Source organism: Herbaspirillum hiltneri N3 (assembly GCF_001267925.1).
Lineage (GTDB): Bacteria > Pseudomonadota > Gammaproteobacteria > Burkholderiales > Burkholderiaceae_D > Herbaspirillum > Herbaspirillum hiltneri.
The window spans coordinates 1,553,542-1,579,540 of sequence record NZ_CP011409.1; the positions used below are offsets into that span (position 1 = coordinate 1,553,542).

Annotated in this window: 20 protein-coding genes; 10 read left to right on the forward strand and 10 right to left on the reverse strand. The window is 61.9% G+C overall.

The annotated features are described in order from the left end of the window. Window positions 1-128: 128 nt before the first annotated feature. Window positions 129-782 (reverse strand): VOC family protein, encoded by a 654-nt coding sequence (locus F506_RS07020; RefSeq protein ID WP_053196090.1) that lies wholly within the window; start codon window positions 780-782, stop codon window positions 129-131. 94 nt (window positions 783-876) lie between these two features. Here F506_RS07020 and F506_RS07025 point away from each other — a divergent pair, with 94 nt between their 5' ends. The 4 genes from F506_RS07025 to plsY are packed head-to-tail and all read left to right on the forward strand — an operon-like array spanning window position 877 to window position 3,506. Beyond that, the gene (locus tag F506_RS07025) at window positions 877-1,374 is read left to right on the forward strand and encodes a methylated-DNA--[protein]-cysteine S-methyltransferase (protein ID WP_053196092.1); all 498 of its coding nucleotides are present in this window, start codon (window positions 877-879) and stop codon (window positions 1,372-1,374) included. Further along, entirely contained in the window at window positions 1,364-2,323 is a 960-nt protein-coding gene (xerD, locus tag F506_RS07030; RefSeq protein WP_053196094.1) for a site-specific tyrosine recombinase XerD, read from the forward strand. The genes F506_RS07025 and xerD overlap by 11 nt, the downstream gene beginning before the upstream one ends. Window positions 2,324-2,355: 32 nt before the next feature. Further along, window positions 2,356-2,850, forward strand: a complete 495-nt coding sequence (gene ybaK / locus F506_RS07035) for a Cys-tRNA(Pro) deacylase (protein WP_053196096.1) — start codon at window positions 2,356-2,358, stop codon at window positions 2,848-2,850. Window positions 2,851-2,897: 47 nt separating this feature from the next. Beyond that, window positions 2,898-3,506, forward strand: a complete 609-nt coding sequence (gene plsY / locus F506_RS07040) for a glycerol-3-phosphate 1-O-acyltransferase PlsY (protein ID WP_053196098.1) — start codon at window positions 2,898-2,900, stop codon at window positions 3,504-3,506. A gap of 28 nt (window positions 3,507-3,534) precedes the next feature. Here plsY and F506_RS07045 read toward each other — a convergent pair whose 3' ends face one another. Together F506_RS07045 and tsaD are read right to left on the reverse strand one after the other, a co-directional pair. Beyond that, the gene (locus F506_RS07045) at window positions 3,535-4,191 is read right to left on the reverse strand and encodes a hypothetical protein (RefSeq protein WP_053196100.1); all 657 of its coding nucleotides are present in this window, start codon (window positions 4,189-4,191) and stop codon (window positions 3,535-3,537) included. A 77-nt stretch (window positions 4,192-4,268) separates the two neighbouring features. Then, the gene (gene tsaD / locus F506_RS07050) at window positions 4,269-5,294 is read right to left on the reverse strand and encodes a tRNA (adenosine(37)-N6)-threonylcarbamoyltransferase complex transferase subunit TsaD (RefSeq protein WP_053196102.1); all 1,026 of its coding nucleotides are present in this window, start codon (window positions 5,292-5,294) and stop codon (window positions 4,269-4,271) included. A gap of 150 nt (window positions 5,295-5,444) precedes the next feature. Here tsaD and ybiB point away from each other — a divergent pair, with 150 nt between their 5' ends. Then, complete coding sequence (ybiB, locus tag F506_RS07055) at window positions 5,445-6,416, forward strand: DNA-binding protein YbiB (RefSeq protein WP_053196104.1); 972 nt, start codon at window positions 5,445-5,447, stop codon at window positions 6,414-6,416. Window positions 6,417-6,452: 36 nt separating this feature from the next. On the opposite strand, the gene F506_RS07060 is transcribed toward ybiB, so the two are convergent. After that, window positions 6,453-6,878, reverse strand: coding sequence for a hypothetical protein (locus F506_RS07060; RefSeq protein ID WP_053196106.1), 426 nt, complete (start codon window positions 6,876-6,878; stop codon window positions 6,453-6,455). 619 nt (window positions 6,879-7,497) lie between these two features. On the opposite strand from F506_RS07060, the gene F506_RS07065 reads away from it, so the two are divergent. Beyond that, entirely contained in the window at window positions 7,498-9,558 is a 2,061-nt protein-coding gene (locus F506_RS07065) for a putative bifunctional diguanylate cyclase/phosphodiesterase (protein WP_053196108.1), read from the forward strand. A gap of 8 nt (window positions 9,559-9,566) precedes the next feature. On the opposite strand, the gene F506_RS07070 is transcribed toward F506_RS07065, so the two are convergent. From F506_RS07070 to trxA, 6 genes are all read right to left on the reverse strand, one after another. After that, window positions 9,567-10,937 (reverse strand): MATE family efflux transporter, encoded by a 1,371-nt coding sequence (locus tag F506_RS07070; protein WP_053196110.1) that lies wholly within the window; start codon window positions 10,935-10,937, stop codon window positions 9,567-9,569. Window positions 10,938-10,985: 48 nt separating this feature from the next. Then, window positions 10,986-12,704: an ArnT family glycosyltransferase gene (locus F506_RS07075; RefSeq protein WP_053196112.1), complete on the reverse strand. Its 1,719-nt coding sequence runs from the start codon at window positions 12,702-12,704 to the stop codon at window positions 10,986-10,988. Window positions 12,705-12,900: 196 nt separating this feature from the next. Further along, window positions 12,901-13,170, reverse strand: a complete 270-nt coding sequence (locus F506_RS07080; RefSeq protein WP_053196114.1) for a type B 50S ribosomal protein L31 — start codon at window positions 13,168-13,170, stop codon at window positions 12,901-12,903. 247 nt (window positions 13,171-13,417) lie between these two features. Then, window positions 13,418-14,632 carry an ABC transporter substrate-binding protein gene (locus F506_RS07085; RefSeq protein ID WP_053196116.1) on the reverse strand — a complete coding sequence of 405 codons (1,215 nt, stop codon included), beginning with the start codon at window positions 14,630-14,632 and terminating at the stop codon, window positions 13,418-13,420. A 442-nt stretch (window positions 14,633-15,074) separates the two neighbouring features. Beyond that, window positions 15,075-16,343 (reverse strand): transcription termination factor Rho, encoded by a 1,269-nt coding sequence (gene rho / locus F506_RS07090; protein ID WP_053196117.1) that lies wholly within the window; start codon window positions 16,341-16,343, stop codon window positions 15,075-15,077. A 156-nt stretch (window positions 16,344-16,499) separates the two neighbouring features. Then, window positions 16,500-16,826, reverse strand: coding sequence for a thioredoxin TrxA (trxA, locus tag F506_RS07095; protein WP_016836562.1), 327 nt, complete (start codon window positions 16,824-16,826; stop codon window positions 16,500-16,502). Between the two features lie 392 nt (window positions 16,827-17,218). Here trxA and F506_RS07100 point away from each other — a divergent pair, with 392 nt between their 5' ends. From F506_RS07100 to F506_RS07115, 4 genes are all read left to right on the forward strand, one after another. After that, window positions 17,219-19,951 (forward strand): PD-(D/E)XK nuclease family protein, encoded by a 2,733-nt coding sequence (locus tag F506_RS07100; protein ID WP_053196119.1) that lies wholly within the window; start codon window positions 17,219-17,221, stop codon window positions 19,949-19,951. Continuing rightward, a complete protein-coding gene (locus F506_RS07105; protein WP_200907716.1) occupies window positions 19,948-23,307 on the forward strand; it encodes a UvrD-helicase domain-containing protein in 3,360 nt (1,119 codons plus the stop codon). The genes F506_RS07100 and F506_RS07105 overlap by 4 nt, the downstream gene beginning before the upstream one ends. Before the next feature lie 225 nt (window positions 23,308-23,532). Next, complete coding sequence (locus tag F506_RS07110; RefSeq protein WP_053196123.1) at window positions 23,533-24,741, forward strand: cation:proton antiporter; 1,209 nt, start codon at window positions 23,533-23,535, stop codon at window positions 24,739-24,741. Continuing rightward, window positions 24,738-25,958 carry a YbdK family carboxylate-amine ligase gene (locus F506_RS07115; protein WP_144424006.1) on the forward strand — a complete coding sequence of 407 codons (1,221 nt, stop codon included), beginning with the start codon at window positions 24,738-24,740 and terminating at the stop codon, window positions 25,956-25,958. The genes F506_RS07110 and F506_RS07115 overlap by 4 nt, the downstream gene beginning before the upstream one ends. Window positions 25,959-25,999: the final 41 nt, after the last annotated feature.

Here is a 25,999-nt window from a genome sequence, read left to right on the forward strand (position 1 = left end):
TGATACCGAGGATACTGAGGAGACGTGGGTTCAAGAAGCTGTTTAAACGGCCGGGACGCACAAGGGTAATTTCAAGGCGCATCGCAAGATGCGCCTTTTTTATTTTCCGCGCGGATCTCGTTGTGGGCTTACTCCGCCATTCCCAGCGGATGCAGGCCGGTCGGCGTCTGGATCAGTGCCAGCATGTGCGGCTTCTGTCCCGGCGCCGGCTGATGCATGTCGATGTGGCTTTGCAGGCCGATCTGCGTCAGCCAAGCGGCGATGGCCTCGGCTTGCGGATGGAATCCTTCCAGTCTGACCAGGCTGCAACCGAGGTCGGCCATGTTGTCGGTCGGATGGCTGGAGCTGTTCCACTGGATCAGGCTGGGCATCACGCCGTCCAGTACCAGTTTGCCGTCGGCGGGAATGGTGATGCGCCATTGCAGCGCGCCGCGGCTCATTTCTTCGACGATGCCGGGCGAGATGGTTGCGGCGGCCGTCGCCGCTTCGATATCGTCGGTGCGCACCACCCAGGTCGCCAGGCGCGGCTTGCTGCCGGCGGCCATGGTGTCCAGTCCGAACCAGCGCGCGCGTTGCGGCGCAGGGGCGGCGGGATTGACCGCAATGACTTCCAGATAAAAGCCGTGCCCCAGCTTGAGCAGGGCATTGTGGGTGCCCAGGCGCACGTGCTCGCCGCCAGCTTGCGGCGATACGCCGAGGGTCTGCTCGATGTAGGCAATCCCTTCGGCCAGCGAAGGGGCGGTGACGACAAGGTGATCGGCGTGGCTGGTGGGTGTTGTCATATATTGGTTCCTGGATTGCTGCGAGGTTGGCGGCGGTTGGCAGAGCGCCGCGGCGATGTGCTTAAATAGCGTATTCCCTCAATGTTTCCGAGTCATGAAGAATACACAAGCGGGCGACATTTTTTCCGCCATCGTACACGTACCGTTCGGCGGCATCGGTATTCGCACTTCTGCAGGGGTGATTCTGGAGATGGTCTACCTGCCCAGGCACTTCCGCGAAAAGGATGCAATCGACGCCGCGGCCGACAAGGCAGCCAAGCAGATCCTGCGCTACATCGACAAGCCGGACTACCGGTTCAAGCTGCCGCTGGCCGAAGTCGGTTCGGATTTCCAGCGCCGCGTGTGGGACGCGATCGCCTCGATTCCGCGCGGCGAAGTACGCACCTACGGCCAGATCGCCAAGTTCATTCAGTCCGCGCCGCGCGCGGTGGGGCAGGCGTGCGGCGCCAACTGGTTTCCGCTGGTCGTGCCTTGCCACCGGGTAACGGCGGCGGGCGGACTGGGCGGCTTTTCGCACCGCGACGACGAGGACGGCTTCCCGCTCAGCGTGAAGCGCTGGCTGCTGGCGCACGAAGGCGTCGATGGCTACTGAAGCGCCCAAACGCGTGGGAAAAAGCCACGCCGGCCGCGCGCCCAAGGTCGAAGCCACCGGCGCAAGCCTGGCCGCCATCGACGAGTTTTGCGACACGCTGTGGCTGGAGGATGGCCTCGCCAGGAATTCGCTGGAAGCCTACCGGCGCGACATGACCTTGTTCGCGCACTGGCTGCAAACGGAGCGCCGCAAGGATTTGCTGGCTACGCATGCGGATGACCTCAGCGCCTATTTCGCCGCACGCCACGCCGACACCAAGGCCAGTTCCGCCAATCGCCGGCTGGCGGTGCTCAAGCGCTTCTTCCTGCTGGCGCTGCGGCAAAACCGCATCAGCGAAGATCCCTGTCTGCACCTGCGCTCGGCCAAGCAGCCGCCGCGATTTCCCAAGGTGCTGTCGGAAGGCCAGGTCGAGGCCCTGCTGGCTGCGCCCGACGTCTCCACGCCCTTGGGTCTGCGCGACCGCACCATGCTGGAACTGATGTACGCCAGCGGCCTGCGGGTGTCCGAACTGGTGTTGCTGAAGTCGGTCGAGGTCGGCATGAACGAAGGCGTGCTGCGCATCACCGGCAAGGGCAACAAGACGCGACTGGTGCCATTCGGCGAAGAGGCGCGCGGCTGGATCGAGCGCTACCTGCGCGAAGCCCGCCTGCAGATCCTCGAAGGCCAGGTCGACGACGCGCTGTTCGTCACCGCACGCGGCGGCGCCATGACGCGCCAGATGTTCTGGACGCTGATCAAGAAGTACGCGCTGCAAGGCGACATTCGCGCGCCGCTGTCGCCGCACACGTTGCGCCATGCATTCGCCACGCATCTGCTCAACCACGGCGCCGACCTGCGCGTGGTGCAGCTGCTGCTCGGCCATGCCGATATTTCAACCACCCAGATCTATACCCACGTGGCGCGCGAGCGCCTGAAAAAATTGCATGCGGAACATCACCCGCGTGGATAACCGGTTCCAAGTTGCGGCATAATGTGCGCCAAATGAGCTCCAAAAAAGACCATATCTCCGAAACCCAGGCGACGCAATTCCTGCGCAAGCATGGCATTTCCTTTACCGAACATCCCTATCCCTATGAAGAGCACGGCGGCACTAGCGTATCGGCGCGTGAACTCGGCGTGGATGAGCATCACGTTGTCAAGACGCTGGTGATGCAGGATGAGGCCGCCAAGCCGATGCTGGTGCTGATGCACGGCGACCGCAAGGTGTCGACCAAGAATTTGGCGCGGCAGATCGGCTGCAAGTCGGTGGAGCCGTGCAAGCCGGAAGTGGCCAATCGCCATTCCGGTTTCCTGATCGGCGGCACCTCGCCGTTCGGCACGCGCAAGGCCATGCCCGTTTATGTCGAAGAGAGCATTCTGGCGATTCCGAAGATCTACATCAACGGCGGCAGGCGCGGTTTCCTGATCGGCATTGCGCCCGACGCCATCGTCAAAGTCTTGCCCGGCAAGCCTGTACACTGCGCGCTGGAAGAATAAAACAAGCCGCCCTGCCGTAGCGGGGCGCGTCAAGAAAGAAGGGTTCAATGAATACAGTATTGTTTGCAATCGCCGCCTACCTGATCGGTTCCATTTCATTCGCCGTGGTGGTGAGCAAGGCCTTCGGCCTGTCCGATCCGCGTACCTACGGCTCGAAAAACCCGGGCGCCACCAACGTCCTGCGCAGCGGCAACAAGAAGGCAGCGGCGCTGACCTTGCTGGGAGACGGTTTCAAGGGCTGGCTGGCAGTGTGGCTGACGATCAGGTTCGGTCCGCAATTCGGCGTCGGCGACACCGGCGTCGCGCTGGCGACCATCGCTGTCTTCCTCGGCCATCTGTGGCCGGTATTCTTCCGCTTCGTCGGCGGCAAAGGCGTGGCGACCGCGCTCGGCATTCTGCTGGCGCTGAACGTCTGGCTTGGTGTGGCGACGCTGGTCACCTGGCTGGTGATTGCTTATGCATTCCGCTACTCGTCGCTGGCGGCGCTGATCGCCAGCGTATTTGCGCCGTTCTACTACGGCCTGCTGTTCGGCAGCGCGGACGGCATCCTGCTGGCGGTGCTGGCGATGAGCGCGCTGCTGGTGTTCCGCCATCGCAAGAATATCGCCAATCTGCTGGCCGGCAAGGAAAGCAAGATCGGGTCGAAGAAGAAATAAGCCGGTATCGAAGACCGATGAAAAATCGTCAGTGCTCCCACGGCAATGAAAAATTGAACGAGCGTTGATGCTGCGGCGATTTTCTGATCAAGCGGAATGTGCGCCATGTGCGCGGCATGAATTCCGTTTGGATGGTCTCCGGCAATTGCATCTGCCGTTCCACGGTCTGCCTGGCGCGGTTATAGCAGCGATAGCACCATGAGGTGGAAATCAGCAGGCAACCGGCGAGTCTTGCGATGCTGTTGTCGCAGTGCGCCAGCAATTTGACGTAAGCGGCGGCGCGCGAATGATGCGGGCTGACGTGCGATGCATGATCAACGCATTCCTTCAGTTCCAATATCGTCAATGGATCATCGCCCGGACCGCTGCTCAGCTGATTGAGCAGGGGATGGCAATCGTGTGCAGGATCGTCGCCATAGTCCCACGCATCCAGCCGGACCGCCATGCGGATGTGCTTTTCATCATAGTTCACCAGCTTCTGGTAGAGATAACTGAAAAGCAGATCGACGTGGGCAGGATTCAGATAGTCAACATCGATCCCTTGTTTTTCCCGGATTTTCTCGGCCATTAACCAGGCTTCCGCCTGTACGTCGTCAGCTTCGTGTTCGCCTTTTGTTGCTACGGAAATTTTCTTGAACTTTGATTTGTATTTTTTCGCAAAGGAAGCGAAGTCGCTTTGAGGCATCTGTTTTAAAAAAAAGATGCATCTTAGTTGTGCCTGTTTCCTGCGGGAATAGAACTTATTTGAAGTATCGTCTGTTTTTAAGTGTTGATCTCATCCAGCGGCCAGCGCGGCCGCACGCTGAATGCGTAGTCGCGCTTTGCCGCTTCGGGATGCTGCTGCAGGCGCATGGCGCCGGCAAAGGCGATCATGGCGCCGTTGTCGGTGCAGAATTCCAGCTCCGGATAAAAGACCTGATAGCGCCGCTTGGCCGCGGCGGCGTTGAGGCCTTCACGCAATTGCTTGTTGGCGCCGACGCCGCCGGCGATCACGAGGCGCTTCATGCCGGTGTGCTTGAGCGCGTTCATGCATTTTGCCACCAGCACGTCGACAAGGGCGTCGACGAAGGCGCGCGCGATGTTGGCCTTGTCCTGTTCGCAGATGTTGGTGGTCTGGTTCTTGACCACGGTCAACACAGCGGTCTTCAGGCCGGAAAAGCTGAAGTCGAAATTCTTGGAGTGCAGCATCGGACGCGGCAACTGATACACGCCCGGATCGCCGAACTCGGCCAGCCGCGAAATCGCCGGACCGCCCGGATAGCCGAGACCGAGCAGCTTGGCCGACTTGTCGAAGGCTTCGCCGGCGGCGTCGTCGAGGGTTTCGCCGAGCAGTTCGTATTGGCCGACGCCGTCCACGCGCATCAATTGCGTATGGCCGCCCGACACCAGCAGCGCCACGAACGGGAACTGCGGCGGGTTGGACGACAGCAGCGGCGACAGCAGGTGACCTTCCAGGTGATGCACGCCGAGCACCGGCTTGTCGAGCGAGAGGCCGAGGCCGCAGGCAACCGATGCGCCCACCAGCAGGGCGCCGGCCAGGCCGGGACCTTGCGTGTAGGCGATGGCGTCGATATCGCCATGGGCGATGCCGCTTTGTTCGAAGACTTGCCTGAGCAGGGGAATCGCACGCCGGACGTGGTCGCGCGAGGCCAGTTCAGGGACCACGCCGCCGTATTCCTGGTGCATCGCGATTTGCGAATGCAAGGCATGGGCGAGCAGGCCTCTTTGCGTGTCGTATAACGCCAGACCGGTTTCATCGCAGGAGGATTCGACGCCGAGAACTATCATGGATTGCAGCAGGGAAAACAGTGGGGACGCGTGTGCGTCCGAAGGCGCTATTGTAAAGGAAAGGCGCGCACAGCCACGGCGGCGCACAAGATGCGTCGCATGGTGTACCCTTGCGCTCATCAAAAACGGCAGCAATACGAGAGTACGATCATGACGGAATCAGGCAAGGAAATGCTGGCTGCGGCCCGCTTCATCAAGGAGATCGGACGCGGCAAGGATGGCGCACGGAGTTTGTCGCGCGACGATGCGCAACTGCTGTACGGCGCCATGCTGGATGGTCGCGTCAGCGATCTCGAACTCGGCGCTATCCTGTTGGCCATGCGCGTCAAGGGGGAGTCGGTGGAAGAAATTGCCGGTTTCCTGGCCGCCGCCGAAGCCTCGTTCACGCCGTTGCAGGCGCCGCTGGGCGACTACGCGCCGGTGGTGATTCCGAGCTACAACGGCTCGCGCCACATGGCCAACCTGACTCCCTTGCTGGCGTTGCTGCTGGCGCGCGAAGGCGTGCCGGTGCTGATGCACGGTGTGACGCAGGATCCGCAACGCGTCACCAGCGCAGAGATTTTCGAAGCGCTCGGGATCCATCATGCGATCGGTCCGCACGAAGCCGAAGCCGCGCTGGCCAACCGGCAACCGGCGTTCATCCCGATTCAGGTGCTGGCGCCGAAGTTGGCGCGCCTGTTGGCGATGCGCCGCCTACTCGGCGTGCGCAATTCGACGCATACGCTGGTCAAGATCATGCAGCCGTTTGCCGCGCCGGCTTTGCGCCTGACCTCGTACACGCATCCCGAATACCTGGAAATGCTCGGCAAGTATTTTGTCGGCGCAGCGCCGGCACAGCGCGGGGATGCTTTCCTGATGCGCGGCACCGAAGGAGAGACCGTTGCCAATGCGCGGCGCGCGCAGCAGATTGACTGGTTCCATGGCGCCGAACGCACGCTGCTGGTGGAGAAGCAAAAAGTGGCGGAAGAGATTCCGGACTTGCCGGAGGGTAGGGATGCCGCTGCGACGGCGCGCTGGATTGAGGCGGTGCTGCGCGGTGAGAAAAGCGTACCGATTGCGATCGCCGAACAGGTCGGGCATTGCATGGCGGTATCCAGGGCGATCAAGGCACGTACGCCCTGACGCCGACGGGCGTTGATACTGCAGGCGTGCAGGTGTTCAGGCTTTGGGTTTGACGGCCTTGACCGCCGCCGTTGCCGTGATCTGTGCGAAGGCGAAGATGACTTCCTTGACGATCTTGCGTTGCGGCGCAGGCAGATTGATGAAGGCTTCGAAGGCCTCCCGTTCGCGATAGCCGATGGCTTCTTCCCAGCGCGCGCGGCGCTTGTCGATGCGCTTGCCGATCTCTTCACCGAAGCGCAGATGTTGCGGCGTGACAATGAGCCATTCGGCGAGCGTCTCCAGCTTGTCCTGGTTTGGCATGGATTCGCCGAGTAGCCAGCGTCGCACGCCGTGCAAGGTCATCGGTTTACCCCAGTAGCGCAAATTGAACTCGCGTTCCAGAACAGCGGGCTTTGGTTCATATCCCGCTTTTTCCATCGAGGCGCGCAGTCGTTTTGCAAATTTTTCGTTCGCGTTTTCCATGACTGGAACTTACTGCCTAGTGGGTGAGGAATGGGTACTTTTGGTTTTCGGAATAATTACGCGGAGGATGTGACTTATAATCAACGCCGCTTAACGTCACCAAGTTGTAGCTATCTTGTCTTATTTTCAACTTGACTGATAGATAACAATTGTAACCTGTGGGAATCTCCCAACATGACGCCCAGCAAGACTTACAGGCCGGTAATGGTGTTTGCGCGAACGTCGTTTGCAGGCATGCCGGCAGGAAAAAACCGCTGCCGTGCTCATGAACGCAAAGCGTCGCGGCCAAGCTGAGGCATTGTCAGAAGCGGCAGTTCTTTTCGCTTGGCGAAAACGCCGGGGAAGAAGCCGGGATTTTTTGGGACAAACCAGCTAGAATAGGCGCGGATAAAGGGATTGCGCCGGATAGAACCGATTGTCGCGAATGAATAAAGAGCAAACGACAAGCGGCTGCGCATGCCAAAACACAAGCGTTTGCGACGCTTTTTTTCCTGATTTTGTTTGTGAACATCGATGCGTTCTCGCGCATTGACGAAGCTTTGTTTGTCGTCGTGGATTCACGGGATTCATTTTCGTAACACGCAGTTCGAACGGAAGATGCAGACGGATTTCTCAGATCATGGCCGGCTCCTATAACCTTTTGCTGATTTGTTTTTCTCTATTTGTTGCGACGCTTGCTTCGTACACAGTATTGGAAATCGCTGAACGCATCGCATCGCAGGAAACCGCACGCTACCGCCGCATGTGGCTGGCCGGCGGCGCGCTGGTGTTCGGCGTCGGCATCTGGTCCACGCATTTCACCGGCATGCTGGCGTTCCAGTTGCCGATCAGCGTCGGCTACAACGCCCTGTTTACCGTCGTATCGCTGCTGCTGTGCATCGGTCTGTCGTTTTATCTTCTGCACCGCTCTACCCAGCGCCGGCTGCGCTGGCCGCGCATGCTTGCCGACGGCGTCGCGCTCGGGGCCGGCATGGCGGCGGTGCACTGGCTCGGCCTGCATTCGATGCAGATCATCCCGGCGGTGCGTTACACGCCGTGGCTGGAGATTCTGTCGGTGCTGGCGACCATGGCCGTCGCGGTGCTCAACATCTGGATCATCTACACGCTCAACACGCACAAGGGAGAACACTTCTGGCGCCGGGTGATTTTTGCCGGCACGCTCGGTCTGGGCATCTTCTTCATGCATTGCCTGAACATGGCGGCCGCCAACTTTTCTCCCGACAGCATCAGCAGCACTTACGCCAGCATTGACAGCGACAACCTGATGAGCGCGGTGGTGCTCGGCACCTTGTTCGTGCTGATCGCCGCGCTGATTTTCAGCGGTGCACAGAAGACCAAGCTGCTCAGGAAGATCGTCGGCCGCACCAACGACAAGCTGTTGCATTTCGCCACGCACGATGTGCTCACCGGCCTCCCCAATCGCGCTTTGCTGGCCGAGCGCATCCAGCATGCGATCCACGTCTCCAAGCGCAGCGGGCTGTCGTTTGCCGTGCTGTTCATGGACCTGGACGGCTTCAAGGCCATCAACGATTCGCTCGGTCACTCGGTGGGCGACGGCTTGCTGATTGCGGTCGGACAGCGGATTCGCGCCTGCATCCGCAGCGAAGACATGGTGTCGCGCATCGGCGGCGACGAGTTCGTGGCGGTCATGGGCAGCCTGGCCTCGCCCGACGTGGTCGAAAACCTGGCGGAAAATATCCTGAGCGTGCTGCGTCAGGATTTTCGCGTCGACGAGGCGACGCTGCGGGTGACGTCGAGCATCGGCATCGCGGTGTATCCCAACAGCGGGGACACCGTCGACGCGTTGATGAAGAACGCCGACGCCGCGATGTATGAGGCCAAGCAGAACGGCCGCAACACTTACCGTTTCTTTGAGCCGGCCATGCACGCCAGCGCGATGCGGCATCTGACGGTGCGCCACGCGCTGCAGCTGGCGGTGGAGCACAATCAGCTGTCGCTGCATTTCCAGCCAAAATTTGAAGGCCGCCAGCACACACTGACCGGCGTCGAGGCATTGCTGCGCTGGGATCATCCGGAACTGGGCAGCATGAGTCCGACCGAATTCATCCCGATCGCCGAGCGCTCGGGCCAGATCATTCCGATCGGCGATTGGGTGTTGCGCGAAGTGTGCGCGCAGATCGTGCGCTGGGATGCGGCCGGCATGCCGCCGGTCAAGGTGGCGCTCAATCTGTCGCCGCTGCAGATGCGTCCCGACCTGGTCGACAGCGTCACCGAGATCGTCAGCCAGGCCGGCATCGCGCCGCAGCGCCTGATGTTTGAAATCACCGAAACCGCGGCGATGAAGAACGTTGAAAAGAGCGCGCGCATCATCACCGATCTGCAGGAGCTCGGCTACGACATCGCCATCGACGATTTCGGCGCGGGCTATTCCAGCCTGGCGTACCTGCAGCAATTCCACTGCCGCCAGATCAAGATCGACAAATTCTTCACCTCTCGGCTGGACCAGGGCGGCGATTCCGGACCAGCGATCGTGTCGGCCATCATCGCGCTGGCGCATGCGCTGAACATGGAAGTGGTGGCCGAAGGCGTGGAGACCGAAGCGCAGCTCGCCGCGCTGCAAAAACTCAACTGCGACCAGGTACAGGGATTCCTGTTGGCGCGTCCGGCTGCCGCGCGGGATGTGCAGCACTTCCTGGGACACGGCAGGGCGTTCGCCTGAACGCTCCTTTAGCTGACTACTCGGCGCTGGACTACCCGCCGCTGGACCACCCGCAAATACCAGATCAGGAAGAACGCCACCAGGCCCAGGCTGGCGCTGTTGCCGAGCCAGAAGCCGGCGGCGCCGTGCAACCATGCCGGCGATACGCCGAACGGATCGAGGCCGAGGACGTAACCGCCGCCGAGTCCGATACCCCACAGCGCCACCGCATAGATCACGGTCGGGATCACCGCCACCTTGTAGGCACGCAGCACGAAGGCCGTGGTCACCTGCAGCGAGTCGAACAGCTGGTAAAACGCGATGAACAGAAACAGCGGCAAGGCCGAGGCGATGATGACTTCATCCGGGGTATAGGCGCGGATGATCTGCTCCCGCGCGAACCATACCGCCACGCCGATCAGCACCGACAGGATCGCCGACAGGCGGATGCCGGCGCGTGAAATCTTCTTGGCGGTCTGCCAGTCGCGCGCACCGATGGCTTGCGCCACCAGCGTGCCGGTGGCGTTGGCCAGCGAGAGCGGCAGCATGTACAGCACGGTGCCGACGTTGGCGGTGATCTGGTGTCCAGCGACCGCAACCGCGCCGAGGCGCGCAATGAAGATCGCCATCAGCGTGAACGCCGTCACTTCGATGAAATAGCTCAGGCCCATCGGGATGCCGAGTTTCAGCAGGCTGCGCTGCGCCTTCCACTGCGGTGCGACGAAGCCGCTGCCGAACACGCGCAGTTCGCGATAAATCGGTGCGCCGCGCACCAGCATCCAGCCGGTCAGCAGCATCAGCCAGGCGATCAGGCTGGTGGCGATGGCGCAGCCCGGGCCACCGAACGCCGGCAAGCCGAAGCCGCCGAAGATGAACCAGGCATTGAGCGGAATCTTGAGGAGCAGGGCGCCGATCTGGATCGCCATCACCATCTTGGGACGCGAAATGGCGGTGTTGAGCGCGGCATACACGCGAAACCCCAGGGTCGCCGGCAGCGCCAGCGCTTCGATGCGCAGGTAGAGCGTGGCTTTTTCCGCCAGTTCCGGCGACGCTTGCGCGAACGACAGGAACACCGGCGAAAACAGCAGCACCAGGCAGCCGATGCAACTGAGGAAGAAGGCCAGCCACAATCCCTGCTTCACTTCGCGGCCGATGTCGCCGAAACGGCGCGCGCCGTACAACTGGCCGATGGTCGGCAGCAGGGCCTGCAGCACGCCCGACAAGCCGACGAACACGCTCACGTAAATCGACACCCCCAGGGCCAGCGCCGCCAGATCCATTGCCGAGAAGCGCGACACCATCGCCGTGTCGATCACGCCGTTGGCGATCAGCGCCAGCTGGCCGATCAGGATCGGCCAGGCCAGCGAAGCAATGCGGAAAGTATGGATGCGTGATGTCATGCGTTTTCAGCGTCGACGTCGGGCCCCGTGCGGAGCGCCGAGATCGCTTCAGTTGCCGATGCGGCGGTACAGGCGGAAGCGCTCGTCGCGATCGGAGGGGCGCCGGCCTTCCCACAGCAGCTGCCAGCGGCCTTCATACTGGCGCAGCATCTGCTCGGCGTTCTGGTTGTCGATACTGTCCTGCAGCAGCAGGAAATCGCAGCGCATGTCCGGCCGGTCTTCAAAATGCACGTGGCCGAAGTAGGCGAACGACGCGCGCTGCGCCGGGCCGACGTTGGATTCCACGCACTGCTTGACCGCCGACATGCGTTCTTCGATCTGTTGCGCTACACCGGCATAGCTCTTGCCGTAGTTGACCCACGGCAGCCACAGGGTCATCAGCAGCACCCAGCACAGCACCACGCCGCCGGACGACAGCACCACCGCGCGCCACAGCACCGAAGGCCGGCGCGAAATGCGCCAGTGCACCAGCAGGATCCAGAAGAGCGTGGTCAGCACGGCGATCGCCAGTGCGATCGCATTGAAGCCGGGCTTGTAGCCGGGCGCCAGCTTGAAGGCGTTCTTGGCGATCTGCGCCGGCCAGCCGGTCTCCTTGGCGATCCAGCCGATCCAGATGAAGGCCGCGCAGGTCGTCAGCGTCATCACCGAGAACCAGTCCACCGCATTGATGGCGCCGCGCTTCATGGTCGGCAGGCCGAATGCCGCCAGGATCGCCAGCGCTGGCAGCAGCGGCAGCAGGATGCCTTCTTCGCTGTGTACGTTGAGCAGCACCAGCAGCGTCAGCGGGATGAAGAAGGCCAGCGGCAGCGAAATATGCAGCGAATGCAACTGGCGGCGCCAGGCGTACACGGCCCAGCTGGCGAACGGCCAGGCCGGCCAGGCGAACCACACGCCGTATTTGCCGAAGAACTTCAGCGAGGCCATGGTCGGCCAGTTGATCTGATAAATATTCCAGCTGAGCCAAGTCGAGAACTGCGCACTGGCTTCGGGCAGCAAGGCGCGGATCGAGAAGACCCAGATCAGGCAGATCGCCAGCGCCGCCGGCAGCGACAGGCCGATCAGCGATTTGAACACCGGACGGTAATGCAGGCCCGACAACACCAGCAATCCCAGCAGCACGCCGGCCGGCAGCAACCAGCCATGCGTGAGCACCAGCAGGCCCAGCACTGCGCCCAGCGACAGCGCCTGATGCGGCTTGTTGGTGTCGAACACGCGCGCCGCACTGTACATGGCATAGGCCACCAGCGCGATTTGCAGGGTTTTGGCGCTGGTCTCGTGGCTGTGCAGCAGCAAGCCCAGGAAGCCGAGGTAAATCAGGAAAGCGCCATCGGCCAGCGTGCGGCCGAAATCGCGCGGCTCCGGCTGGCCGCCGAAGGCCAGCTTGAGCGGTTGTGCTTCGCTGCGGCGGCCGAGCAGATAGGTGGCGTACCAGATCGACAGCGAGCCGATCAGGAAGCAACCCACGGTCGAAATGCGCGCCGCCAGCGGATCGCCCAGCAGCCAGCCGAACAGCTTGATGCAGATGGCGCCGAACCAGTACGCCAGCGGACTCTCGGCGGGCATCGCCATGCCGGCGATATTCGGCGCCAGCCAGTCCATCAGATTGCCGTGCGCCATGGTCCACATGATGCCGAAGCTGGCGGCGTCATCGTTCTTCCACGGGTCGCGGCCGATCAGGCCGGGCAGGATATACAGCAAGCCGAGCGCGAGCAGGCCCCAGCGAGGCAGAGCATTGGTCGCGGCGGCAGGGAGGCGGACTGGCTTCATCAAGGTGTTATTGCTCTTGTATGTTGCTGCACTTGTGCGGGTGCGATTATCGGGTAGCCGATATTGTGCAGCAAAATCCTGTTAAAGGATGTATTGGATAGTAACGGCGGGCAACCGTGCAGCGGTAAAGCTGCACCCCGTTCCGCAAAAAACAAAAAAGGCAGCCTCAGCTGCCTTTTTCGACATCGTGCAGAGATTATTCTGCTGCGATTGCAGTCTTGGAACCGACTGTGCCGAACTTCTGGCGGAACTTCTCGACGCGACCTGCGGTGTCGACGATCTTGTGCTTGCCGGTGTAGAACGGGTGCGATTCGGAAGAAACTTCAATCTTCACGAGTGGGTATTCCTTGCCTTCGAATTCGGCCTTTTCGCGTGTGCCGATAGTCGAACGGGTGATGAACTTGAAGTCGTTCGAAACGTCGTGGAACAGAACTTCGCGGTAATCCGGGTGAATGCCTTGTTTCATTTTTTTGCCTTGAAAAGTAGTGGTAGCCAATCGTCACTTCGTCGGTCGCCTTGCTTCTTGACCCGATTGTCGATCACTTGCCGGTGAAAAGTCCGAAATTATACAATGAAATCATGGGTTTGCGCCAAATCTAAATGGCCGGAGCGCGAGCGGGGATGTTGTTTTTTACCGATTCCGGGCCGTTTTCCTGGCCGGGGAGACGCTGCCGGACGGGGCGGCGCCCGCCGGCAGGGTGTTCAGTGCAAGTTTATTTCCACAGGGAACACTTGGATTCAGCCTTGGTGGTCCATGCCTGTTCGGCAGGAATGGTCTGCACCACCTTGTAGTAGTCCCACGGATACTTCGACTCGGACGGCTTTTTCACTTCCATCAGGTACATGTCATGCACCATGCGGCCGTCGGGACGGATATAGCCGTTCTTGGCGAAAAAGTCGTTGATCTTGGTCTTGTGCATCTGCGCGATGACCTTGTCCGGATCATCGGTGCCGCTGGCTTTCACTGCGTTCAGGTACTGCATCGTCGCCGAATAATCCGCCGCCTGCAGCATCGACGGCATGCGCTTCATCTTGGCGAAGTAACGCTTGGAAAAGTCGCGGGTTTCCTGGTTCATGTCCCAGTACCAGCCGTCGGTCAGGTACATGCCTTGCGTGACCTGCAGGGTCAGCGCATGCACGTCATTGATGAACATCAGCAGGCCGGCCAGCTTCATGGTCTTGTTGATGCCGAACTCGTTGGCCGCCTTGATCGAGTTGATGGTGTCGCCGCCGGCATTGGCCAGACCGAGGATCTGCGCCTTCGAGGCCTGCGCCTGCAGCATGAAGGACGAGAAGTCCGAGGCCCCCAGCGGATGCTTGACCGAACCGACTACCGTGCCGCCATTGGCCTTGACGATGTCGGAGGTGTCCTTTTCCAGCGAGGCGCCGAAGGCATAGTCGGCGGTCAGGAAGTACCAGCTCTTGCCGCCGTTCTTGACGATGGCCGAGCCGGTGCCCTTGGCCAGCGCCACCGTATCGTAGGCATAGTGGATGGTATAGGGAGTGCATTCTTCATTGGTCAGCCGCGCGGTGGCGCCGCCGACGGCGATGAAGGTCTTTTTCTTTTCGCCGGCAACCTTGGCCATGGCCAGGCTGGTGCCGGAATTGGTGCCGCCGATCAGCATGTCCACGCCTTGCTGGTCGAACCACTCGCGCGCCTTGGAGGCGGCGATGTCGGCCTTGTTCTGATGGTCGGCGGTGATCAGTTCGATCTTCTTGCCGTTGACGCTGCCGCCGAAGTCGGCGATCGCCATCTTGATGGCCTCGACACCGCCCTGGCCGTCGATGTCGATGTAGACGCCCGACAAGTCGGTGATCAGACCGATCCTGACCACATCTCCCGAAATCTGCGCCGCCGCCGGTCCGGCAAATCCTGCTGCACATGCGGCGACCACGGTCGCCGCGATGGCTGTCATCTTGACCTTCATCTTTGCTCCTCCTGATTGGTTGTGTCTGCGTTGCTGTTTTTATGTCGTCTGGTGGACGGTAAGTTGAAACCCCGGCATGGATCCATGACCGGCAGTACTGCGGTGCTCTACAACATACAACGGTGCTGCGCTTGCGGATGAATACCCGGCAGCAGGAACGATGCCGGTGATGATCTGAACGGTCTGAATCGGGTGAACCTGTCGGTTCTATGCTGTCTCTCGATTTAATTTTTATTGCCGGATCTGTCTTTGCGCAGAGCGCGGCGTGGCTGAAATAGTAGTGTAGGAAGAAAATTGCGGTCAAGCGGTTTTTCCCGGCCGGCGAAAAAGCAAATAAGGCGATGCGGGCAAAAAAAAATCCGCCTGGGCACCCGGGCGGACTTTTTCCAGTCGACAGCTTCGACGGCGACGCAGCATTGCGTCCCGGCAAGGCGGTGCTCCCTCAGCGTTCGCTGCCGCGGCGCATCATGTCGAAGAACTCTGCATTGTTCTTGGTCGACTTCATCTTGTCGAGAATGAATTCCATCGCTTCGATTTCGTCCATGTCGTACATCAGCTTGCGCAAGACCCAGATCTTTTGCAGCTGGTCCGGCTTGATCAGCAGTTCTTCACGGCGCGTGCCGGACTTGCTGAGGTTGATGGCCGGATAGACGCGCTTCTCGGCGAGGCGGCGTTCCAGATGGACTTCCATGTTGCCGGTACCCTTAAATTCTTCGTAGATCACGTCATCCATGCGGCTGCCGGTTTCGATCAGGGCCGTTGCGATGATGGTCAGCGAGCCGCCTTCTTCGACGTTGCGCGCAGCGCCGAAGAAACGCTTCGGACGTTGCAGCGCGTTGGCGTCCACACCGCCGGTCAGGACCTTGCCGGACGCCGGGATCACGGTATTGTAGGCGCGCGCCAGACGGGTGATCGAGTCCAGCAGGATGACCACGTCCTTCTTCATTTCAACCAGGCGCTTGGCTTTTTCCAGCACCATTTCGGCGACCTGGACGTGACGCGTGGCCGGTTCGTCGAAGGTCGATGCGACGACTTCGCCGCGCACCGAGCGCTGCATTTCGGTCACTTCTTCCGGACGTTCGTCGATCAGCAGGACGATCATCACGGTGTCGGGATGGTTGGTGGTGATGGCGTGGGCGATGTGCTGCAGCATGACCGATTTACCGGACTTCGGCGACGCCACCAGCAGACCGCGCTGGCCGCGGCCGATCGGCGCGATCAGGTCGATGATGCGGCCGGTGATGTTTTCCTCGCCGCGCATTTCGCGCTCGAGCTGCATGATCTTGTTCGGATGCAGCGGCGTGAGGTTTTCAAACAGGATGCGATGCTTGGAGGCTTCCGGCGCTTCGCCGTTGACCTTGTCGACCTTGACCAGCGCAAAGTAGCGCTCGCCGTCTTTCGGTGTGCGTACTTCGCCTTCGATGGAGTCGCCGGTGTGGAGATTGAAGCGGCGGATTTGCGAGGGCGAAATGTAAATGTCGTCAGTGGACGCCATGTAGCTGGCGTCAGGCGAGCGCAGGAAGCCGAAGCCGTCAGGCAACACTTCAAGGGCGCCGTCGCCGAAAATCTGTTCTCCCGATTTCGCGCGTTTCTTGAGGATCGCGAACATCAGTTCTTGTTTGCGCAGGCGCGCCGCGTTATCGATGTCCAGGCCAATTGCCATTTCAAGCAATGCGGAGACGTGTAACGCCTTTAATTCTGATAAGTGCATAAGAGTGTCCCGGGATGGGAATAGTAAAAGGTGGGGGAGGGAATTGCGTGGCGTGTTAAAGAGAAACTAACGAAGGAAACCAAAAAAGAACTGGCCTGCAGGTTGATTCAAGCTGCAGGCACGGGCGGCGATGCGAGCGCAGCGCCGCCGTGAATCTCAGATGTTGCTGTCGATGAACGAGGTCAGCTGGCCTTTTGCAAGAGCGCCGACTTTTTGCGCTGCTGCTGCGCCGTTCTTGAACAGGATCAGTGTCGGAATGCCGCGGATGCCGAACTTGGCCGGAATGGCCTGGTTCGCATCGACGTCCAGCTTGGCGATCTGCAGCTTGCCGTCGTATTCCTTGGCGACTTCTTCCAGGATCGGGGCGATTGCCTTGCAAGGACCGCACCATTCAGCCCAGAAGTCCACCAGGACAGGCTTGTCGGATTTCAGGACGTCTGCTTCAAAAGAGGCGTCGGAGATGTGTTTGATGTTTTCGCTCATGGTAGATCCTCGATCTGAGGGAATATATAAGTAAGTGGTCAAATAGCGCCGGGGGAACATACCAGTTGCTTGGCGTATGCCATCAACGCTTCCGGGGTTGCTTCATTGCGTAACATTGCTTAAAGCAGATGGAGTCGTTGTGCCCTGATTCAAGTTATTTTGAAGCGCGGCAACGGGTATTCGGCGGGGTACGGAGGCAATCATAACCCATTTTCAGAAAAAGTGTGCCTCGCCGCCGCCGATGGGCCGCCATCCGGCAAAGCCTGTTGCAGTGCGGTTGCCAAGGTTGGCAATTGACCCGGCCGGTCGCATACAATGCCGCAAAGACGTGCCGGGTCGATAGATTGCGGCAATCATTTCGATAAATATATTTTTCTCTCCGGCCCCTTTTAATGTTGCATTCGCCCCTGCTGATCAGCCCTTCCGTCGATTTCTGGCCACAGACCGCGGCCGCCTTGCTGGACGCGGATCACATGCTGGGCGCAGCGGCGAGGGCGGGGTCGCGCGACTTTTCCGGCTATCAGGTGGTGGTGCCGGCGTTTTCGCATGCGGTGCACTGGCGAACGGCGCTGGCCCAGGCGCTCCAGCGTCATGCGCCGCCGCAGGCCGGCTTCATCCCGCCGCGCATCAACACCATGGCTGGCTGGCTGGCCATGCAGCCGCCCCAGCCGCAGCAGGACGACAGCGAACGCCTGATGCAGCTGTACGCGCAATTGCGCCAGCACGGCTGGCTTAAGAAAATGTTTACGGCGCGCCGCAACACGGACCTGCTGCCGCTGGCGCAGACGCTGTTGTCGCTGTCGGATGAATTGACCCAGGCGTTGCTGCCGGCCATGGAGCGCGCTCCGGGCGACGCCGATGAACGCTGGCAAGCCGCGCTGGCGCAGCTGTCGCCGTCGGCGCGCAGCATGCTCTCGGACGAGGCGCAACTGGTCTGGTCGATCTGGCAGAGCCAGCTCGACGGCAACGACAAGACCGCACAGCGCTACGCGCGCATGCTGGCGCTGGCCCGGCCCGGCGCGCATGCGCCCCTGGCGCCCCTGATGTGGATCAGCCCGGTGGCTCCTGAACCGATGGAACTGGCCTTCCTCGAAGCCTACGGCGAACACGCCGAGGTCCAACCGGTGCAGATCGACTGGCGCGGCCCGGATATCCCCTTGCTGTACCGGACCGCCTGGCCGGAATTGTGCGACACGCCGCTGGCGCCGGCGCCGGACGATCTGTTCGCGCCGCAGATGGATGCGCCGACGCTGGCGCTGTGCCCGGCCGCCAGCCTCGAAGACGCCTCGCTGCAAAGCGCGCAGGTCGTACTGGACTGGCTGCGGCAAGGCAAGAACGACATCGCCGTCGTCGCCCAGGATCGCGTCAGCGCGCGCCGCCTGCGCGCCTTGCTGGAACGCGCGCAAGTCTCGGTGGCCGACGAAACCGGCTGGAAGCTGTCGACCACCCGCGCCGCTGCGGCGATGGCGGCATGGTGCGACGTCGTGACCTCGCGCGGCGAAACCACCGCGCTGCTCGACCTGTTGAAGTCACCGTTCATCTTCGCCGGCATGGCGGACAAGAGCGCGGCGGTGATGCAGATCGAATGGCAATTGCGGCGCGAGAATATTTCCGGTGAGTGGCGCAGCGTGCAGGCGGTGTTCAAGGACGGTTCGCTTGCCGCCGGCGTCTTGCAGGCGGTGGCTGCGCAGGCCGCGCTGTTCGACGGCCGCAAGACTCTGGCGGACTGGAGCGCGTGCGCGCAACAGCTGCTGGATGCGCTCGACATGCGCGACGCGTTCGCGCAGGACATCGCCGGCCAGCAAGTGCTGCAATTGCTGGACGACCTCGGCGCCCGCCAGGCGGATGCCGATGGCGGCGAACTGTTTTCCTTCGCCGAATGGCGCGCGCTGCTGAACCTGCAGCTCGACGCCGTCACCTTCATGCCGCCGATCACCGACCGCCGCATCGTCATGCTGCCGCTCAACGGCGCGCGCTTGCGCAATTTCGACGCGGTGCTGGTGATCGGCGCCGACGCCGAGCATCTGCCGTCGCAGCCGCAGGAAACGCTGTTCTTCTCGAATGCCGTGCGCCACGAACTTGGATTGCCCACGCGGCTGTCGCGCCAGCATCAGCAATTGCGCGACCTGACCGAACTGCTGTGCGCCAACCGCGAAGTGGTGCTGTGCTGGCAGACCCACAAGGACGGCGAACCGAATCCCAAGAGCCCGTGGCTGGAGCGTCTCGAGCTGTGCCTCGCCAAGGCCGGCATGGAACCGCTGCGCGAGCTGCGCCACGATCTGCCGCTGCACGAACTGCTTGCCGCACCCTCCACGATGCCTGCGCCGTCGGCTGCAGAGCTGACGCCGGCGCGCCTGTCGGCCAGCGCGTACAATCGGCTGGTGGCGTGTCCCTATCAATTCTTTGCCCAGCACATGCTGCGCGTGAACGTCATGGACGAACTGTCCGATATGCCTGAGAAGCGCGACTATGGCGGCTGGCTGCACGAGATCCTGATGAAGTATCACGAAGCGCTGCGCGACGCGAAGACGCCCGTCGAGCAGCGTGCCGCCTTGCTGGCGACCATCTCGGACGAGGTGTTCGGCAAGGCCATCCGCGAACATCCCGCCGCGCTCGGTTACGAGGCGCGCTGGCGCAAGGTGATGCCGGCGTACCTGGTCTGGGCCAACGAGCGGGAGTCGCTGGGCTGGCATTTCGTGCTTGGCGAATTGCCGTTGCAGCATGCACTGGCCTGGCCGGACGGCGGCATCGAGTTGTACGGCCGCCTCGACCGCGTCGATGAAAACGCCGAAGGCGAACGCGCGGTGCTCGACTACAAGACCAGCTCATTGCCGTCGCTGGCCGCCAAGCTCAGGAACGCCGAGGATCATCAGTTGCCGTTCTACGGCCTGTTGTCCGGCCAAACGATGGCCGCTGCGCATTACGTCGCACTGGAACCGTACAGGGACAAGACCGGTGACGTTGCCGCTCCCGATTTTGAGGCGCAGCAGCAGGCCTTGCAGCAGCAGATCATCACCGTCATGCAGGCCATCGGCAACGATGCGCCGCTGCCGGCCAACGGTATCGAATCGGTTTGCCAGTATTGCGAAGTGCGCGGACTGTGCCGCAAGGGAGTCTGGCAATGAGCGACATGAATGACAAAGGGGCGATCGCGGCCTACGAAATCAACGGCCGTCCCGCCGAGGCGGCGGCATTCACCGCGGCCGCCTGCGATCCGCGCCAGTCGGTCGTGGTGGAAGCCTGCGCCGGCAGCGGCAAGACCTGGCTGCTGGTGGCGCGCATGTTGCGGCTGCTGCTGGCGGGAGCACAGCCGGCCGAACTGCTGGCGATTACCTTCACGCGCAAGGCCGCACAGGAAATGCGCGAGCGCCTGATGGAGCTGCTGCACGAACTGACGCTGGCGCCGGCCGAACAGGCGCGCCAATTGCTGCTGGAGCGCGGCGTCGACGCCGCCGAGTTGCCGCGCGTGATGCCGCTGGCACGCTCTCTGTATGAGCAGATCCTGGCCGGCCAGCAGGGTTTGTCCATCGACACTTTCCACAGCTGGTTTGCACGCTTGCTGCAGATTGCGCCGCTGGCGTCGGGCGTGCCGCACGGCTATGCGCTGACCGAGAAGAACGGCGAGCTCATGAACGAGGCTTATCGCCGCTTCATGCAGGCGGTGCAAAAGCCGGCGCAACAGCAGATCAGGCAAGCCTTGCTGGAGCTGTACGACCTGGCGGGCGACAGCGGCGCGCGCAATCTGCTGGATTCCTTCCTCGACAAGCGCGCCGAATGGTGGGCCGCAACCATGCCGCCGCTGTCGTCGGAGGACGCGCCGCTGCAATGGCTGGAGGAGTTGTGCGGTCCTGATGCCGCGCGCGATGCGCGATTGACCGTGTGGACGGACGAGGCCCTGAAGGCGCGGCTGTACGAGATTTCTTCCTTGCTCGGCAAGGGCACGGCAACCAACCAGAAGCGCGCCGTCGCCATTGAAACGCTGGTGAGCGGTGAAGCGTCGGCAGAGCAGTTCGTCGCGCTGGCGTCGCAGTTCCATGACGACAGCGGCAAGCCGCGCGGCAACACCAAGACCAAGGACTTGAAGGCGGCATTGAGCAAGCATTACGGCGTCGACGAAGACGTCGCCGTGTCGCTGTTCGACGAAGTGTTCGAACTGACCGGCAACGTGCTGCGGCAATTGCAGCGGCGCAGCGCCGAAGGCATCGTGCTCAGGCTCAATCGCGCCTTGTTCACAGCCGGCCGCGCCTATCTCGATGCCTATCAGGAAGTGAAGGCCGAGCAGCGCGTGTTCGATTTCGCCGACCTGGAATGGCACGCCTACCGCCTGCTCACCAACGAAGAAAGCGCGGCCTATCTGCAAAGCCGTCTCGACGCGCGCTACAAGCACATCCTGCTGGACGAATTCCAGGACACCAATCCGCTGCAATGGAGCATCGTGCGCGCCTGGTTGCGCGCCTACGGCGGCGATGCGGCGCAGCCGAGCGTGTTCGTGGTGGGCGATCCCAAGCAATCGATTTACCGTTTCCGCCGCGCCGAGCCGCGCGTGTTCGCAGCTGCGCGCAGCTTGCTGGAGCAGCAGGGCGCGGCGGTTTTGCGCGCCAACCAGACGCGCCGCAACGCCAGCGTCATCGTCGATGTGCTCAACGCCAGCTTCAGCGGCCGCAACGACCTGTTTGCGCCGCAGACTACGCTGGGCATGGATGGCGGTGCGGTGTGGCGCTTGCCGCTGGTGCAGGCGCCCGAGGCGGTTGAAGAAGATGCTTCCGACGGCGCGCCGGCGGCGATGCGCAATCCCTTGCTCACTCCCCGCGAGGAGGAAGACGATGCGCGCCGGCGCGACGAAGGCCGCCAGGTGGCGCAGGCGATCCTGCTGGCGCGTCAGCGCATACAGGTCGGCGGGCGCGCGCTCAAGTGGGGCGACGTCATGCTGCTGGTGAAGAAGCGCCGCCACTTGATCGCCTATGAAAGCGCCTTGCGCGAGGCCGGCATTCCGTTTGTCTCCGACAAGCGCGGCGGCCTGCTCGACTCGCTTGAAATTGCTGACCTGATCGCGCTGCTGACTTTCCTGATCACGCCGAACGACACGCGCGCGTTGGCCCATGTATTGAAGAGCCCGATCATCGGCGCGTCCGACGAGGACCTGATCGCGCTTGCGCAACGTGGCGAAGCCGACTGGTGGAAGCGCGTACTGGCGATGGCAGCGCAGGAATCCGGCGCCGCATCGGCCGCCATTGCACGCGCTGCCCACTTGCTGGCGCAGTGGCTGGACGCCGCACCGCATTATCCGGTGCACGATCTGCTCGACCGCATCCTGCACGAAGGCCAGTTGGCCGCGCGCTACGCCCAGGCCGTCGCGCCATCCATGCGCAGCCAGGCGCTGGGCAACATCGAAGCCTTCGTCGAGCTGGCGCTCAATCTCGACGCCGGCCGTTATCCCAGCCTGCCGAAATTCATCGATGCGCTGCGCGTATTGCAGCGCCATGCCGAAAGCGACGCGCCCGACGAGGCCAGCATCGATGCCGCCGCCGACGCCGTGCGCATCCTCACGGTGCATAGCGCCAAGGGCCTGGAAGCGCCGGTGGTCGTGATGATGGACACCAACCACAGCGACCCCGCCAGCGACAACTTCGGCATCCTGTGCGACTGGCCGCAGGATGAAGATGCGCCCACGCACTTCTCCGCCTTCGGCCGCAAGAGCGAGCGCGGCACGGCCCGCGATCGCTGGTTCGACGCCGAAGAACATTTCAAGATGCAGGAAGACTGGAACCTGCTCTACGTCGCGCTCACGCGCGCCAAGCAATTGCTGATCGTCAGCGGCGTGGCCGGCACCAAGGGCGCGCTCGAAGGCGGCATCCAGGAAGGCAGCTGGTACGCGCGGCTGTTCGACCGTGCCGGCGAAGAACAGGGCGTGGAGCAGATCGTTCCGCCGGCGCAGGCCAACGACGCCGTGCGACAGCGCGAGGAATATTTCGAACTGCCGCTGTTCACGCCGGCGCCGCTGCCCGCACCGGCTACCGACGCACCGGAGAGTTACAGCAATGACGCCATCGACGAAGGCGTGGCCCTGCATGCGCTGCTCGAACGTGCGCTGCATGCGCGCGCCTGGCCGGTCGCCTTGCCGGACGAAGCCGCGATCGCGCGCTGGCTGCCGTGTCCGCGTCCGCTGGCGGCGGTGATCCGCGCCCAGGCCGTCGCCATGTTGGCGCAACCGGCGCTGGAGCGTTTCTTCAATCCCGCTTTGCATCGTTACGCCCGCGATGAAATGGAAATCGTCACAACCGACGGCGTATTGCGTTGCGACCGCGTAGTCGTGTTCGATGACGAGGTGTGGGTGCTCGACTACAAGCGCAATCTGCTCGACAGCGAGCGCACCGCTTACCAGGCGCAGCTTGCGCGTTACCGGACGGCGTTGTTGTCAGTGTTTTCTGACAAGCAAATAAGGTCTGCGCTGATTACTGCCGATGGTCGGCTTTGGGAATAATGGCATCGCATTCGCCACTCAACCGCAAACAAAACGACGATCAGATCAAGGAAAAAATTTCGTTTAATATAAAAAATGGTTTAACCTCGGGTTCCCTACCGTAGTTAATGTCAGGAAGCGTTCAGGAAGCATCGCTTCATATCAATCATCAGTGCGTGTCCAACAGCGTCGCCAAGGAACAGGCGAAGCGCGCGCACCGTCAAAATAAATATGTCAGGAGGAGCTATGCAGTGGACTCTTCCGTCTTTCGCCCTTGCGCAACCGGTCCAATGGAACGCGTTGCTGCTGTTCGGTAGCTTATTGCTGTTCGGGCTGATAGCCGGTCATATCGTGTCGAAGTCGCCATGGGTGCCGCGCATTACTGGTTACCTGATTGTCGGTTTCATTCTCGGCGGCGGCGGCCTGAACTGGCTGTCCGGCGACGTGCTGAGCGTGACCAATATCTTTGCCGACATCGCCGTCGCGCTGGTGGTGTATCAGTTGGGCCGCTACGTCGACATCGGCTGGCTGCGCCGGGAGAAGTGGCTGCTGGCCACCGTCGTTACTTCGGCCGTACTCTGCTTCACCTTCGTCAGCGTGGCTTTGCTGTGGTTCGGCACCTCCAACGTACTGGCCCTGCTGGGCGGTGTGTGGGCCATCGCCACTGCGCCTGCCGTGGTGCTGGTGGTGCTGCGCGATCTCAAGGCCGAAGGCCAGGTCACGCGCCGCCTGGCGACGATGACCGCGCTCAACAACTTCGTCGCCATCCTGGCCGCCTACGCTTTGCTGCCGGTGATTGCGCATGAGTCGGGCACGCCGGTGCTGACGCTGGTCGAGCACACTGCATATTCGCTGATCGGTTCGCTGCTGCTGGCTTACCTGACGTACTGGCTGATGATGCCGCTGGCGCGTCTGCTCGGTCGCCAGGGCAGCCGCCAGTTCGTGCTGGTCATTTCAGTCATCGCGCTGGCCATCGGCGTGGCGCATGCGCTGCACCTGCCGGTGATGCTGACGATGCTGATCTTCGCGATCATGTCGAAGAACCTCGATCGCCAGTACGACCTGATGGAGCTGGAATTCGGCGTCGCCAACGAATTGTTCGTGGTGATGCTGTTCGTCACCGTGGGCGCGTCGATGCGCCTGGCGGACCTGAGCATGGTCGGTCTGTCGGTGCTGATCCTGATTGCCGCACGGTTCGTGGCGATGGGCTGCGGCGTGTTCCTGTTCGCCCGCTTTGCGCGCATGAACTGGAAGCAGGCCGGGCTGCTCACGCTGGGGACCTTGCCGATGACCGAGGCGGGACTCGGGTTGATGCAGACGATTTCCAGCCTGTACCCGCATACCACGTCCGACGTCGTGCCCTTGCTGGCGGGATGTCTGATCGTGCTGGAATTGTTTGGCCCCGTCGCCACCCAATTCGCCCTGATCAAATCTGGTGAAAGCGGACGCGAATGACTACCACTACTACCACTACTACTCTCCACGAAGAAGACGGACTGACGCATTTTCCGACGTCCAGCGCCGGCATCCTGCCGTTCACTTCCTCCACGCCGTTCACCATGGGCATCGAGCTGGAACTGCAACTGGTCAATCGCCGCAATTACAACCTCGCCAGCGACGCCGTCGACCTGCTGACCTGGATCGAGCCGCGCGAGCTGCAAAAACAGATCAAGCTGGAAATGACGCAAGGCATGATCGAGCTCAACTCAGGCATCCACACGCGCGTCGATGAACTGATCGAAGAGTTGAAGGACTTGCGCGGCGCCCTGAACAAGGGCGCCCAGTATCTCAACATCGACGTCTCCGGCGGCGGCGCGCATCCGTTCCAGCACTGGAACGAGCAGCGCATCACGCCGAGCGAGCGCTTCTATCACCTGCACGAGAAATACGGCTACCTGGCCAAGACCTTCACCGTGTTCGGCCAGCACATCCATATCGGCGTGGCCAACGGCGACGACGCGTTGTATCTGACGCATGCGTTCTCGCGCTTCGTACCGCACTTCATTGCGCTGTCGGCGGCGTCGCCGTTCTACCAGGGCGCCGATACCAGGTTCGACTCGTCGCGCAGCAACGTGGTGCGGGCGTTCCCGCTGTCGGGGACGGCGCCGGTGCAGACCAGGTGGGCCGAGTTCGAGACCTACTACGACGAGTTGCTGCAGATGGGCATCGTCGCCAGCATGAAGGATTTCTACTGGGACATCCGCCCCAAGCCCGAGTACGGCACCGTCGAAATCCGCGTCTGCGACACCCCGTTGACCATCGAGCATGCCGCCCACCTGGGCGCCTACGCGCAGCTGCTGGCGCGCTGGATCCTGACCGAGCGGCCGTTCGTGATGCGCGACGATTTTTACCTGCTGTACCAGTACAACCGCTTCGAGGCCAGCCGCTTCGGATTGAACGGCATGCTGGCCTTGCATGGCGAGACACCGGCGACTTCGAGTAAACTGCCGATCTTCGAGCATTTGCTGTTGCAATTGCAGTTGCTGCAACCGTATGTGCAAAACGAGGTCGAGGAATTGACCCTGAAACGCCTGCGCCACATGGCGCACAACCGGCTCAGCGACGCCGGCTGGCTGCGCCAGGCATTTGCCCAGCGCGGCTCGCTCAACGATATGATGCGTCTGTCGTCCGAACTGTGGATGGACCGGTCGCCGCCTTCTTATTTCCAATAATGCCGCCTGCTTTCGCCAGTGAAAGAGGTTGGTGAAAGCAA

What these genes read in the sequence shown, in the direction of transcription:
- F506_RS07020 (WP_053196090.1), bottom strand. Translation starts at nt 782, where the DNA reads ATGACAACACCCACCAGCCACGCCGATCACCTTGTCGTCACCGCCCCT.
- F506_RS07025 (WP_053196092.1), top strand. Translation starts at nt 877, where the DNA reads ATGAAGAATACACAAGCGGGCGACATTTTTTCCGCCATCGTACACGTA.
- xerD (WP_053196094.1), top strand. Translation starts at nt 1,364, where the DNA reads ATGGCTACTGAAGCGCCCAAACGCGTGGGAAAAAGCCACGCCGGCCGC.
- ybaK (WP_053196096.1), top strand. Translation starts at nt 2,356, where the DNA reads ATGAGCTCCAAAAAAGACCATATCTCCGAAACCCAGGCGACGCAATTC.
- plsY (WP_053196098.1), top strand. Translation starts at nt 2,898, where the DNA reads ATGAATACAGTATTGTTTGCAATCGCCGCCTACCTGATCGGTTCCATT.
- F506_RS07045 (WP_053196100.1), bottom strand. Translation starts at nt 4,191, where the DNA reads ATGCCTCAAAGCGACTTCGCTTCCTTTGCGAAAAAATACAAATCAAAG.
- tsaD (WP_053196102.1), bottom strand. Translation starts at nt 5,294, where the DNA reads ATGATAGTTCTCGGCGTCGAATCCTCCTGCGATGAAACCGGTCTGGCG.
- ybiB (WP_053196104.1), top strand. Translation starts at nt 5,445, where the DNA reads ATGACGGAATCAGGCAAGGAAATGCTGGCTGCGGCCCGCTTCATCAAG.
- F506_RS07060 (WP_053196106.1), bottom strand. Translation starts at nt 6,878, where the DNA reads ATGGAAAACGCGAACGAAAAATTTGCAAAACGACTGCGCGCCTCGATG.
- F506_RS07065 (WP_053196108.1), top strand. Translation starts at nt 7,498, where the DNA reads ATGGCCGGCTCCTATAACCTTTTGCTGATTTGTTTTTCTCTATTTGTT.
- F506_RS07070 (WP_053196110.1), bottom strand. Translation starts at nt 10,937, where the DNA reads ATGACATCACGCATCCATACTTTCCGCATTGCTTCGCTGGCCTGGCCG.
- F506_RS07075 (WP_053196112.1), bottom strand. Translation starts at nt 12,704, where the DNA reads ATGAAGCCAGTCCGCCTCCCTGCCGCCGCGACCAATGCTCTGCCTCGC.
- F506_RS07080 (WP_053196114.1), bottom strand. Translation starts at nt 13,170, where the DNA reads ATGAAACAAGGCATTCACCCGGATTACCGCGAAGTTCTGTTCCACGAC.
- F506_RS07085 (WP_053196116.1), bottom strand. Translation starts at nt 14,632, where the DNA reads ATGAAGGTCAAGATGACAGCCATCGCGGCGACCGTGGTCGCCGCATGT.
- rho (WP_053196117.1), bottom strand. Translation starts at nt 16,343, where the DNA reads ATGCACTTATCAGAATTAAAGGCGTTACACGTCTCCGCATTGCTTGAA.
- trxA (WP_016836562.1), bottom strand. Translation starts at nt 16,826, where the DNA reads ATGAGCGAAAACATCAAACACATCTCCGACGCCTCTTTTGAAGCAGAC.
- F506_RS07100 (WP_053196119.1), top strand. Translation starts at nt 17,219, where the DNA reads ATGTTGCATTCGCCCCTGCTGATCAGCCCTTCCGTCGATTTCTGGCCA.
- F506_RS07105 (WP_200907716.1), top strand. Translation starts at nt 19,948, where the DNA reads ATGAGCGACATGAATGACAAAGGGGCGATCGCGGCCTACGAAATCAAC.
- F506_RS07110 (WP_053196123.1), top strand. Translation starts at nt 23,533, where the DNA reads ATGCAGTGGACTCTTCCGTCTTTCGCCCTTGCGCAACCGGTCCAATGG.
- F506_RS07115 (WP_144424006.1), top strand. Translation starts at nt 24,738, where the DNA reads ATGACTACCACTACTACCACTACTACTCTCCACGAAGAAGACGGACTG.